6 protein-coding genes, 2 tRNA genes and 3 rRNA genes are annotated in these 12,917 nt (G+C 41.4%); 7 read left to right on the top strand and 4 right to left on the bottom strand.

Annotation, left to right across the window (positions count from 1 at the left end; all coding sequences use genetic code 11):
- Positions 1 to 157: 157 nt before the first annotated feature.
- Complete coding sequence (lptG, locus tag A6B43_RS02460; protein ID WP_124211723.1) at positions 158 to 1,225, bottom strand: LPS export ABC transporter permease LptG; 1,068 nt, start codon at positions 1,223 to 1,225, stop codon at positions 158 to 160.
- Between the two features lie 5 nt (positions 1,226 to 1,230).
- A complete protein-coding gene (lptF, locus tag A6B43_RS02455; protein WP_124211722.1) occupies positions 1,231 to 2,319 on the bottom strand; it encodes an LPS export ABC transporter permease LptF in 1,089 nt (362 codons plus the stop codon).
- A gap of 189 nt (positions 2,320 to 2,508) precedes the next feature.
- Here lptF and pepA point away from each other — a divergent pair, with 189 nt between their 5' ends.
- On the top strand, positions 2,509 to 4,008 hold the full coding sequence (pepA, locus tag A6B43_RS02450) for a leucyl aminopeptidase (protein WP_124211721.1): 1,500 nt from the start codon (positions 2,509 to 2,511) through the stop codon (positions 4,006 to 4,008).
- A 134-nt stretch (positions 4,009 to 4,142) separates the two neighbouring features.
- On the opposite strand, the gene A6B43_RS02445 is transcribed toward pepA, so the two are convergent.
- Together A6B43_RS02445 and tal are read right to left on the bottom strand one after the other, a co-directional pair.
- Complete coding sequence (locus A6B43_RS02445; protein WP_124211720.1) at positions 4,143 to 4,805, bottom strand: 7-cyano-7-deazaguanine/7-aminomethyl-7-deazaguanine transporter; 663 nt, start codon at positions 4,803 to 4,805, stop codon at positions 4,143 to 4,145.
- Positions 4,806 to 4,965: 160 nt separating this feature from the next.
- The gene (tal, locus tag A6B43_RS02440; protein ID WP_124211719.1) at positions 4,966 to 5,916 is read right to left on the bottom strand and encodes a transaldolase; all 951 of its coding nucleotides are present in this window, start codon (positions 5,914 to 5,916) and stop codon (positions 4,966 to 4,968) included.
- Positions 5,917 to 6,390: 474 nt separating this feature from the next.
- Between tal and A6B43_RS02435 the strand changes: the two genes are divergently transcribed.
- The 6 genes from A6B43_RS02435 to ribF all read left to right on the top strand — a co-directional run bounded on the left by A6B43_RS02435 (position 6,391) and on the right by ribF (position 12,916).
- A 16S ribosomal RNA gene (locus tag A6B43_RS02435) occupies positions 6,391 to 7,931 on the top strand.
- 70 nt (positions 7,932 to 8,001) lie between these two features.
- Positions 8,002 to 8,078 (top strand) — tRNA-Ile (locus A6B43_RS02430).
- Between the two features lie 32 nt (positions 8,079 to 8,110).
- Positions 8,111 to 8,186 (top strand) — tRNA-Ala (locus tag A6B43_RS02425).
- 304 nt (positions 8,187 to 8,490) lie between these two features.
- Positions 8,491 to 11,388, top strand: a 23S ribosomal RNA gene (locus A6B43_RS02420).
- 185 nt (positions 11,389 to 11,573) lie between these two features.
- A 5S ribosomal RNA gene (gene rrf / locus A6B43_RS02415) occupies positions 11,574 to 11,689 on the top strand.
- The 16S, 23S and 5S rRNA genes sit together here with 2 tRNA genes alongside, the layout of an rRNA operon.
- 276 nt (positions 11,690 to 11,965) lie before the next feature.
- The gene (ribF, locus tag A6B43_RS02410) at positions 11,966 to 12,916 is read left to right on the top strand and encodes a bifunctional riboflavin kinase/FAD synthetase (protein ID WP_124210993.1); all 951 of its coding nucleotides are present in this window, start codon (positions 11,966 to 11,968) and stop codon (positions 12,914 to 12,916) included.
- The last annotated feature ends 1 nt before the right edge of the window (position 12,917 follow it).

Below are 12,917 nucleotides of genomic sequence, written 5' to 3'. Positions count from 1 at the left end.
TTTAACTATTATTATTCCTAAGTATTCCTAAGCAGCTTGACTTGTTATGGTCAGGCGTAAAGAAGAATGTGCAAAATTTTGGGTAAAACGACCGCTTGTTGGTTGAAATTGGGCTTTTCTTTTGTGATAAATCATCAAGAAGAAAAGCCATTGAGATTTAATCTCTTTTCTTACCTAACAGCCACCAGATGATGAGTAAGCAGAGTAAACTTGGGGTAATTGCCCCAACAGGCACTGGGATCCAAGAAACGACAAGGCTCAAATTGCCAAATACAATGTTAGAAACGTAAAATACAAAGCCTGCCAAAATACCAATCACAATTTTAGCGCCCATTGTACTGCTGCGAAGTGGTCCAAAAATAAATGAAATGGCTAATAACATCATAACAGCCATTGAAATGGGCTGAAAAATTTTATGCCAAAGGGTTATTTCAAAGCGTTTTGGATCTTGCCCTGTCTCTTTTAAAAAACCAACATAATCAGCTAAACCTGAAATGGATAAGGATTCAGGCTTGAGAGAAACTACCCCTAATTTACTTGGGGTAATAGTTGTTTGCCAAAGCTGTTCGGTGGTTTTTATTTGAGTGATCTGATCTTGCTCAATTATAGATTTTTCAATTTGCTTGAGTTGCCAGTGATTATCTTGATAAACCGCTTGTTTGGCTTTTAAAATAGATTTCAATGTGCGTTGATCAAATTCATAAATTAGCATTTCGTTAAGATGTTGTGGGTCGCTTATTTTTTGAATATAAATAAAGTTATTACCATCTTTTGCCCAAAAACCCCCTTTGGTAGAGAGCATTGTGCCTCCGCTTTGAGCAAGGGAACGCATATTGCGAGCAAATTGTTCTGTTTGTGGTACACCCCATTCACCAATAACCATCGTAAAAATAACAAGGGGAATAGCTGTTTTCATTACTGCAAGCCCAATCCGAAAACGTGAAAAACCTGAGGCTTGCATTACAACTAACTCACTGCGACTTGCTAATCCACCAAGTCCCATTAGTGAACCAAGTAGAGCGGCAATTGGGAAAAACGTTTCAATATCTTTAGGGATTGTTAAAAAAGTGTAATAGGCTGCGTGTAAGCCATCGTAAGATCCCTGTCCAACAGCACGAAATTCTTCGACAAATTTGATAATAGCGCCTAATCCTACCAGTAAAAATAGGGTGAGCAGTATTGAACCAAGGATAGTTTTACCGATATAACGTTCTAATACATTCATCTAAATTACCCCTTTTTTTGTAAACGATAACGTAGGGCGAACAACCATTTGCTGTTCCAACTATTAAGAAGTAGCCCTAAAATGAGGAAAGCAACAGAAACTAATGGCATCAGTAAATTAGTGTCGATTTTGCCTGCACTGCCTGCGGATTTGAGCGAGCTTTGCAGTAGAAAATAGATTAAATAGAGTAAAAGAGCAGGGAGTAATTTTGCAAATCTGCCCTGACGTGGATTGACGCTACTCATTGGCACAGCAAGTAATGCCATTATTGGAACGGCTAGAATTAGAGCAATACGCCACTGTAGTTCTGATTGTGCCTCGGGGGATTTGTTGTGAATTAAATTATTAAAATCAGCACGTTGAACTAATTTTTCATCGGTTTCTACATCTTGATAGCCTAAGTAAGCTGAATAATTATCAAAGCTAGAAATGCGGAAATCAGCAGTTTGTGGTGTGCCTTCGTAACGAGTGCTGTTAGTTAGCGTGAGTAATTGATCGCCATTTGGTAAACCTTGTAATTGTCCAGATTCTGCCACCACGACTGAGGGTTTATTTTTTTTCATTTGAGCTGGCTGAAAAATATAAATATCGTTAATGCTATTTTCTTTTATGTTGTCAATAAATAGCACATAGCCCCCTGCAGACATAAATTGTCCAGATGTTAGTGCAGTAAAACGTGGGTTCGCTTTAGCTTCTGCTAACATTTCACTTTGTTTATTGATTGCCCACGGTGTTAGCCAAAATACATTATAAACGGCTAGAGCAGTGGTAAAAAGTGAGAGAAAGAGAGCGACTTTCACTAATAGTGATTGCCCAACGCCACAGGCTCGCATTACAGTAATTTCGCTTTCGGTATAAAATCTGCCTAAAGTTAGTAAAAGTGCAATAAAAAGTGATAATGGCAACATCAGTTGTGCCATTGTTGGCATACCTAATCCAAGTAGGCTTAACACTAAGTCCGTAGGTACTCTCCCACTCACAGCGGAGTTCAATACACGAACTAATTGTTGGCTAAAAAAGATGACTAACAATATGAAAAGTATCGCTATTTGGCTTTTAAAAATTTCTTTCGTTAAATATCGGCTTAAAATCACAACATTGTTCTCAATTTAATAAATTAGTTCTTGCAATTTCAGTGTAAGAGCGTAGTTTTACGCCCCACAATTTATGTGCAAGTTCAAGCGGTTAGATTTAGAAAAATTTTTGCAAATTATTTGTTGCAAAGGGGCGCTTGTAAATATGCCATCATACCCTTTTATGTAAAAAAAATCACGGGAGGAATTATGGAATTTAGTGTGAAAAATGGATCCGTTGAAAAACAACGTACAGCGTGTTTAGTTGTTGGGGTCTACGAACCCCGCCGTTTATCATCTGCGGCAGAACAATTAGATAAGCTAAGTGAAGGCTATATCAGTGCTTTACTCAAAAAAGGCGATTTGGAAGGAAAAGTTGGGCAAACGTTATTGTTACATCATTTACCTAATGTTCCTGCGGAACGAGTGTTATTGGTGGGGTGTGGCAAAGAGCGAGAACTAACTGAACGACAGTATAAGCAAGTTATTCAAACTATGTTGCAGGTCGTTAATAATACGGGTTCGACAGAGATTGTATGTTGTTTAACTGAATTACACGTTAAAGCCCGTTCAATCTATTGGAATGTGCGTTTTGCCGTTGAAGCAATGCAAGAAGCAAGTTATTCCTATACTGAGTTTAAAAGCATAAAACCCGAAGTCCATCGTGAATTGCGTAAAGTAGCATTTAATATTGCGAGTCGTAAAGAATTATCTATTGCAGAGCAAGCGTTGGAGCAAGGTAAAGCGGTCGCTTCAGGTGTGATTTTTGCAAAAAATGTAGCAAATTGTCCGCCGAATGTATGTACCCCCGAATATCTTGCGAATTGTGCGAGAAAATTGGCGGAAAGCTACGAGAAAATAACAACGACAGTGGTCGACGAAGAAGAAATGAAAACATTGGGAATGAATGCTTACTTAGCGGTTTCTCAAGGCTCACAGAATCCTGCCTATATGTCACTTATTCATTATAATAATCACCCTGATCCTAAGGCAAAACCGATTGTGTTAGTCGGAAAAGGAATGACCTTTGATTCAGGTGGCATTTCGATTAAACCTTCAGCCGCAATGGACGAAATGAAATATGATATGGGGGGAGCGGCATCTGTATATGGAACAATGAAAGCCATTGCAGAAATGAAATTGCCACTAAATGTTATCGGTATTTTAGCTGGGTGCGAGAATATGCCCGATGGCAACGCCTATCGCCCTGGTGATATTTTAACGACGATGTCTGGGCTAACAGTTGAAGTATTAAACACTGATGCGGAAGGGCGTTTGGTATTGTGTGATGTACTAACTTATGTGGAGCGTTTTGATCCTGAATTAGTTATTGATGTCGCAACATTAACGGGTGCTTGTGTTGTTGCCCTTGGAATGCATACCACAGGGCTTATTTCAACGCATAATAGTTTAGCTCACGATTTATTAAATGCATCAGAGCAAGCCGATGATAGAGCTTGGCGTTTACCAATGGGTGAAGACTATCAAGAGCAACTTAAATCCAATTTTGCAGATCTTGCTAACATTGGCGGAAGCTATGGTGGTGCAATTACTGCAGGCGTATTTTTATCTAATTTTGCAAAAAAATACACCTGGGCTCATTTGGATATTGCAGGTACAGCGTGGAAAACAGGTGCGGCGAAAGGTGCTACGGGGCGTCCAGTACCAATGCTTTCTCAATTTTTGATAGAAAAAGCATTAGAAAAGTAAAATGAAGATTGCCTAGTGCCTAATAATGAAAAAGCCCCTATTTCAATAAGAAATAGGGGCTTTCAATAATCTGTATTTATAGCATTTTATATTTAGTGGTAACTTTTTTCATAAACTCACCGCTTGTTGATGCGCTATTTTGTCGATAAATGAAATTTTTTAATAAGAAAATTAAGTAATACGCCATAAAGGGGAACAAATAGTAGCAGGCTCACAAATAGTTTAAAGGAATAATCAACCGAGCCAATAGTAAACCAATGTTCCGCCATAAAAGGATCATCACTACGATAAAAAGCAACGGCAAAGAAAATAAAAGTATCAATTAAGCTACCGAATGTAGTTGAACTTGCAGGGGCAAGCCACCAGGCTTTTCCTTGACGTAATCGGTTAAATACGAAAATATCCATTAATTGTCCAACAGCATAAGCAAGAAAGCTGGCTAATGCTATTCGAAAAACAAATAAATTAAATGTGAGTAATGCGGAAAAGGTTTGGAATTGCCCTTCAAAAAAGAGTACAGAGATAATATAACTAATAATAAGTGCAGGAATCATCACCGTAAAAATAATTTTTCGGGCGAGCGAAGCACCAAAGACACGTACCGTTAAATCAGTAGCTAAAAAAATAAATGGGAAAGAAAATGTTCCCCAAGTCGTTGGAATAACTAAATCAGTGAAGGGAATTTTTATTTCGAAGGCAATTTGAACTAAATAATTACTCAATGTAATGATAAAAATATGGAATAAGGCTAATAAAATTAGCGAACGACGTTGTTCGTTTGAAAAGTGAAGTTTCATTGTATTTCCTTTTTAGTTAGGTTGTTGGGGTTAGGGAACCCAGAGTTAAACGGGGGCAGAATGATACAAGGTGAATAAAAAAGATCAAGAGGGCTCTGTAAAAATTGTGAGAAATAGACCGCTTATAGTGAAGCCCCCAGTATATTGGGGGCTAAAGGAATTAAAGTTTTGCTAAAAGCATAGCTTCTAATTTTTCTTGATCGATAGCGAATTTACGGATCCCTTCTGCTAATTTCTCTACAGCCATAGGATCTGAATTATGTTCCCAATAGAATTCTGCTTCGCTCATTGGTGTTGGACGTGCTTTTATTTCTCCAGTGAAAGAGAGTTTACGTACAAGTGGTTGGTTACTTTCTTGCAATTCTTTTAATAATGGCGGTGCAATAGTTAAACGATCGCAACCCGCTAATTCGGTAATTTCACCAACATTGCGGAAACTTGCTCCCATTACTACGGTATTATAACCATATTCTTTATAATAGTTATAAATAGATGTTACTGAGATGACACCAGGATCTTCTGCAGGGGAGAACTCTTTTGTGTCGCTATTGGCTTTGTACCAGTCAAGAATACGTCCAACAAATGGAGAAATGAGATATACGCCAGCTTCAGCACATGCTCGAGCCTGAGCTTGAGAAAAGAGTAGAGTTAAATTACAGTTAATACCTTCTTTTTCTAATTGTTCTGCAGCTTTGATTCCTTGCCATGTAGAAGCAATTTTAATAAGAATACGTTCGTTACTAATGCCAGCAGCATTATATAAGCTAATTAGTTTACGGGCTTTTAAGATAGTTTTTTCAGTATCATAAGAATAGCGAGCATCAACTTCAGTAGAAATACGCCCTTTAACGACTTTTAAAATTTCTAAACCAATATTAACGGCTAATTTATCTTCTGCATCAATAAGTTGCTGTGCTTTATCATTACTTTGAGCTTTTGCATAAGCGATTGCATCATCAATCAATGGGGAATATTGAGGAAGTGCTGAGGCACTTAAAATTAAAGAAGGGTTAGTTGTGGCGTCTTCAGGTTGGTAGGTTTTGATTGCATCAATATCACCTGTATCTGCAACAACCATTGTCATTCCGCGCAGTGTATCTAGTTGGTTCATAAGTAGTTCCTTTTAGTTTGTAGTTAATTTAAAAAGCGTAGTATCATAGCAAATTCAGTGTTGGAAGTAGTAGGAATTTTGTGAAGTAGATCACATTATTGTAGAATTACTCTAAAAATATATAAGATATTGAGAAATAATCTCACTTAAAAGTAATGCTCAGTATTAAATCGAATCAATTTGATTTATTTTTCATCTTTTGATGTAATTTTCAAATATTTTTGCAAAAAGTACTTGCGTGCGTTTTAGAAATATCTATAATACGCACCACACAACGACGCGCTGTTGTGAATTAATAAGATTGATTTGATAGTGCGTCGTTGTTTTGTTCTTTAATAATGTATCAGACAATTTGTGTGGGCACTTGTTGATGTTAATTTGTAGTTATAAGTATATAAAGACAAGACTTAATGAGTGCTAACTTGAAAATTCATAAAGAAGTAATAGAGTCAGTATTGATTGAGCGAAAAGATTAAATTGAAGAGTTTGATCATGGCTCAGATTGAACGCTGGCGGCAGGCTTAACACATGCAAGTCGAACGGTAACGGGTAAGTACTTGTACTTATGCTGACGAGTGGCGGACGGGTGAGTAATGCTTGGGAATCTGGCTTATGGAGGGGGATAACTACGGGAAACTGTAGCTAATACCGCGTATAATCGAGAGATGAAAGGGTGGGACCTTCGGGCCACCTGCCATGAGATGAGCCCAAGTGGGATTAGGTAGTAGGTGAGGTAAGGGCTCACCTAGCCGACGATCTCTAGCTGGTCTGAGAGGATGACCAGCCACACTGGAACTGAGACACGGTCCAGACTCCTACGGGAGGCAGCAGTGGGGAATATTGCACAATGGGGGGAACCCTGATGCAGCCATGCCGCGTGAATGAAGAAGGCCTTCGGGTTGTAAAGTTCTTTCGGTGATGAGGAAAGCTTGGGTGTTAATAGCACTTGGGTATGACGTTAGTTACAGAAGAAGCACCGGCTAACTCCGTGCCAGCAGCCGCGGTAATACGGAGGGTGCGAGCGTTAATCGGAATGACTGGGCGTAAAGGGCACGCAGGCGGTGACTTAAGTGAGATGTGAAAGCCCTGGGCTTAACCTAGGAATAGCATTTCATACTGGGTCGCTAGAGTATTTTAGGGAGGGGTAGAATTCCACGTGTAGCGGTGAAATGCGTAGAGATGTGGAGGAATACCGAAGGCGAAGGCAGCCCCTTGGGAATATACTGACGCTCATGTGCGAAAGCGTGGGGAGCAAACAGGATTAGATACCCTGGTAGTCCACGCTGTAAACGATGTCGATTTGGGGATTGGGCTTTGAGTTTGGTCCCCGAAGCTAACGCGATAAATCGACCGCCTGGGGAGTACGGCCGCAAGGCTAAAACTCAAATGAATTGACGGGGGCCCGCACAAGCGGTGGAGCATGTGGTTTAATTCGATGCAACGCGAAGAACCTTACCTACTCTTGACATCCAGAGAATCCTGTAGAGATACGGGAGTGCCTTCGGGAGCTCTGAGACAGGTGCTGCATGGCTGTCGTCAGCTCGTGTTGTGAAATGTTGGGTTAAGTCCCGCAACGAGCGCAACCCTTATCCTTTGTTGCCAGCGGGTTATGCCGGGAACTCAAAGGAGACTGCCAGTGATAAACTGGAGGAAGGTGGGGATGACGTCAAGTCATCATGGCCCTTACGAGTAGGGCTACACACGTGCTACAATGGCGTATACAGAGGGAAGCAAGATGGCGACATGGAGCGAATCTCACAAAGTACGTCTAAGTTCGGATTGGAGTCTGCAACTCGACTCCATGAAGTCGGAATCGCTAGTAATCGCAAATCAGAATGTTGCGGTGAATACGTTCCCGGGCCTTGTACACACCGCCCGTCACACCATGGGAGTGGGTTGTACCAGAAGTAGATAGCTTAACCTTCGGGAGGGCGTTTACCACGGTATGATTCATGACTGGGGTGAAGTCGTAACAAGGTAACCGTAGGGGAACCTGCGGTTGGATCACCTCCTTACCAACGACGAATTGCGTTAATAAGCGCTCACACAAATTGTCTGATAAGAGAATAATTAAGGTCATCCGTTGGGTCTGTAGCTCAGGTGGTTAGAGCGCACCCCTGATAAGGGTGAGGTCGGTGGTTCAAGTCCACTCAGACCCACCACTCGTAAGTGAGTGACAAACGGAAGATGGAATGGGGATATAGCTCAGCTGGGAGAGCGCCTGCCTTGCACGCAGGAGGTCAGCGGTTCGATCCCGCTTATCTCCACCAATTCATCATACTTAAGGTTATGTTGCTTATATACGTTTATATAAGAGATGATAAATAACATGAATTTAAGTATGATGATTAATTAACTTTAATTGTTATATCTGTTCTTTAAAAATTTAGAAACAAGCTGAAAATTGAGATTTTTTCAAGCGGTGTTGAGTAATCTACTTAATATATTATTAAGAGTTTTCTCATCACGCCAAAAAGTCTGAGTAAAGAAAAGCCTTGTGTGAACAAAAGCACACAAGCAAATAACCAGTTGTTTACCGATATCAACACAAATCCAAAATATTTGAGGTTGTATGGTTAAGTGACTAAGCGTACACGGTGGATGCCTAGGCAATCAGAGGCGAAGAAGGACGTGCTAATCTGCGAAAAGCTTGGATGAGTCGATAAGAGGCGTTTAATCCAAGATATCCGAATGGGGAAACCCAGTAGATGAAGAATCTACTATCCTTAGCTGAATACATAGGCTAAGGAAGCAAACCGGGAGAACTGAAACATCTAAGTACCCCGAGGAAAAGAAATCAACCGAGATTCTGTCAGTAGCGGCGAGCGAACGCGGAAGAGCCAGTAAGTTTTAGCAATAAATTAAGAGGAATCGTCTGGGAAGTCGAGCCATAGCGGGTGATAGCCCCGTACTTAAATAGTTTTTTGTGGAACTAAGCTTACAATAAGTAGGGCGGGACACGTGATATCCTGTTTGAAGATGGGGGGACCATCCTCCAAGGCTAAATACTCCTGATTGACCGATAGTGAACCAGTACCGTGAGGGAAAGGCGAAAAGAACCCCAGTGAGGGGAGTGAAATAGAACCTGAAACCGTGTACGTACAAGCAGTGGGAGCGGAGCAATCTGTGACTGCGTACCTTTTGTATAATGGGTCAGCGACTTATATTTTGTAGCAAGGTTAACCGAATAGGGGAGCCGTAGGGAAACCGAGTCTTAACTGGGCGATGTAGTTGCAAGGTATAGACCCGAAACCCGGTGATCTAGCCATGGGCAGGTTGAAGGTTGGGTAACACTAACTGGAGGACCGAACCGACTAATGTTGAAAAATTAGCGGATGACTTGTGGCTGGGGGTGAAAGGCCAATCAAACCGGGAGATAGCTGGTTCTCCCCGAAATCTATTTAGGTAGAGCCTTATGTGAATACCTTCGGGGGTAGAGCACTGTTTCGGCTAGGGGGCCATCCCGGCTTACCAACCCGATGCAAACTGCGAATACCGAAGAGTAATGCATAGGAGACACACGGCGGGTGCTAACGTTCGTCGTGAAGAGGGAAACAACCCAGACCGCCAGCTAAGGTCCCAAAGTACTAGTTAAGTGGGAAACGAAGTGGGAAGGCTTAGACAGCTAGGATGTTGGCTTAGAAGCAGCCACCATTTAAAGAAAGCGTAATAGCTCACTAGTCGAGTCGGCCTGCGCGGAAGATGTAACGGGGCTAAAACTAGTCACCGAAGCTGCGGCATCAGACGAAAGTCTGTTGGGTAGGGGAGCGTTGTGTAAGCGGATGAAGGTGAATCGAGAGGTTTGCTGGACGTATCACAAGTGCGAATGCTGACATAAGTAACGATAAAACGAGTGAAAAACTCGTTCGCCGGAAGACCAAGGGTTCCTGTCCAACGTTAATCGGGGCAGGGTGAGTCGGCCCCTAAGGCGAGGCTGAAAAGCGTAGTCGATGGGAAACGGGTTAATATTCCCGTACTTGGATAAACTGCGATGTGGGGACGGAGAAGGTTAGGTTAGCAGACTGTTGGATGTCTGTTTAAGGCGGTAGGTGGAGAGACTAGGCAAATCCGGTCTCTCTTAACACTGAGAACTGATGACGAGTGTCTACGGACACGAAGTAACTGATACCACGCTTCCAGGAAAAGCCACTAAGCTTCAGGTTTATCTAAACCGTACTGAAAACCGACACAGGTGGTCAGGTAGAGAATACTCAGGCGCTTGAGAGAACTCGGGTGAAGGAACTAGGCAAAATAGCACCGTAACTTCGGGAGAAGGTGCGCTTATGGTAATTGTAGTCCCTTGCGGACGAAGGTGAAGTAAGTCGAAGATACCAGCTGGCTGCAACTGTTTATTAAAAACACAGCACTCTGCAAACACGAAAGTGGACGTATAGGGTGTGATGCCTGCCCGGTGCTGGAAGGTTAATTGATGGTGTTATCGAAAGAGAAGCTCCTGATCGAAGCCCCAGTAAACGGCGGCCGTAACTATAACGGTCCTAAGGTAGCGAAATTCCTTGTCGGGTAAGTTCCGACCTGCACGAATGGCATAATGATGGCCAGGCTGTCTCCACCCGAGACTCAGTGAAATTGAAATCGCCGTGAAGATGCGGTGTACCCGCGGCTAGACGGAAAGACCCCGTGAACCTTTACTATAGCTTGACACTGAACATTGAATTTTGATGTGTAGGATAGGTGGGAGCCTTTGAAGCAGTGACGCTAGTCATTGTGGAGGCGTCCTTGAAATACCACCCTTTAACGTTTGATGTTCTAACGAAGATTACGAAACGTGGTCTCGGACAGTGTCTGGTGGGTAGTTTGACTGGGGCGGTCTCCTCCCAAAGAGTAACGGAGGAGCACGAAGGTTTGCTAATGACGGTCGGACATCGTCAGGTTAGTGCAATGGTAGAAGCAAGCTTAACTGCGAGACAGACAAGTCGAGCAGGTGCGAAAGCAGGTCATAGTGATCCGGTGGTTCTGAATGGAAGGGCCATCGCTCAACGGATAAAAGGTACTCCGGGGATAACAGGCTGATACCGCCCAAGAGTTCATATCGACGGCGGTGTTTGGCACCTCGATGTCGGCTCATCACATCCTGGGGCTGAAGTAGGTCCCAAGGGTATGGCTGTTCGCCATTTAAAGTGGTACGCGAGCTGGGTTTAGAACGTCGTGAGACAGTTCGGTCCCTATCTGCCGTGGGCGTTGGAGAATTGATTGGGGCTGCTCCTAGTACGAGAGGACCGGAGTGGACGCATCACTGGTGTTCCAGTTGTCTCGCCAGAGGCATTGCTGGGTAGCTAAATGCGGAAGAGATAAGTGCTGAAAGCATATAAGCACGAAACTTGCCAAGAGATGAGTTCTCCCAGTCTATAAGACTGTAAGGGTTGTTGGAGACTACGACGTAGATAGGTGGGGTGTGTAAGTGTAGTGATACATTGAGCTAACCCATACTAATTGCCCGAGAGGCTTAACCATACAACCTCAAGTGTTTTGGGGTTGATGTAGGGTAAAGATTGGTTATAGAAGATAACGAAAGACGAATGAAGAAAGGTTCAGACAGCTTGTTTTTAGAGAAATAAAGAAGAGACTATGCGTTACATCGAGTAATAGTAGAATAAGTAACGTGATAGAAGAAAGAATAGATAGACGGAAAGAATTTTCCTGATGGCCAGAGTGCTGTGGTCCCACCTGACTCCATACCGAACTCAGAAGTGAAACGCAGTAATGCCGATGGTAGTGTGGGGATTCCCCATGTGAGAGTAGGGCACCATCAGGGTTTTATAGATAACCCCAAGGTTGAGAGACCTTGGGGTTTTTGCTATGGGAAAAATAAGAAAATAGCAACGGAAATAAGCTCTCAGTTAATTTCTAACTTTTTTAAATATTCATCTATCGTTTACTCATTTATTTGTAATAAAAAATGAAATTCATGGTTACATTTAAAAATGTATTTTCTTATCTTAATGTTCGTTGATAACTTTCTTCCTATTTTGGGCTTATCACCGTATAATCTAAACTAATTTTTATTTGAAAATGTAATAAAGTTCATTAAATGAAGTTAATTCGTGGTATTCATAATTTAGCAAATCAATCGGCATTAAAGAATGGTTGTGTGCTAGCTATAGGTAATTTTGATGGCGTACATTTAGGCCATCAACAAATATTACAGAGATTAACTGAAAAAGCATCTTTGTTTAAGTTACCTTCTGTTGTGATGATTTTTGAACCTCAGCCTCGAGAGTTTTTTGCAAAAAATATTCATTCAAATGAAATCCCTGCACGTTTAATGCGTTTACGAGATAAAGTCTGTGAGCTTGATAAATTAGGCATAGATTTTGTTTTATGTAGTCGTTTTAATAGGAAATTTTCCTCACTTTTACCTGATCAGTTTATTCAACAACTTTTAGTGAATAAGTTGCATATCCGTTATTTAAGTGTAGGTGATGATTTCCGTTTTGGTATGAAACGTCAAGGTGATTTTGAAATGTTGAAACAGGCAGGACAAAAATTTGGTTTTGAAGTTGAAAATAGTCAAAGCTATTGCTTAGATAAAGATCGTATTAGTAGCTCATTAATTCGTCAAGCGTTAGCTTGTGATAAGATTACATTAGCGGAACAATTATTAGGTAAGACTTACTCTATTCGGGGTAGAGTTGCTCACGGTAATAAATTAGGCAGAACTATTGGTTTTCCGACTGCAAATATTATGCTTAATCGTCTTGTTACACCTATTCAAGGTGTTTATGCAGTACGAGTTATCTTAAATGGGCAAGTAGTAAATGGTATTGCGAATGTAGGGAATCGTCCAACAATTAATGGTACGCAACCATTGCTAGAAGTACATTTATTTGATTTCTCCCGAATGATTTATGGGCAGACACTTGAAGTTTGTTTCGTAGAAAAAATTCGGTCTGAAATTAAATTTGCTTCAATAGATGAATTAAAAAAGCAAATAGAACAAGATGTTCAACAAGCTAAAATTTTTTTGAATATGGAACATTAAA

It is taken from the genome of Vespertiliibacter pulmonis, from assembly GCF_013377275.1.
In the GTDB taxonomy this organism is placed as follows: domain Bacteria; phylum Pseudomonadota; class Gammaproteobacteria; order Enterobacterales; family Pasteurellaceae; genus Vespertiliibacter; species Vespertiliibacter pulmonis.
This window is presented reverse-complemented; position numbering and strand designations above follow the sequence as displayed.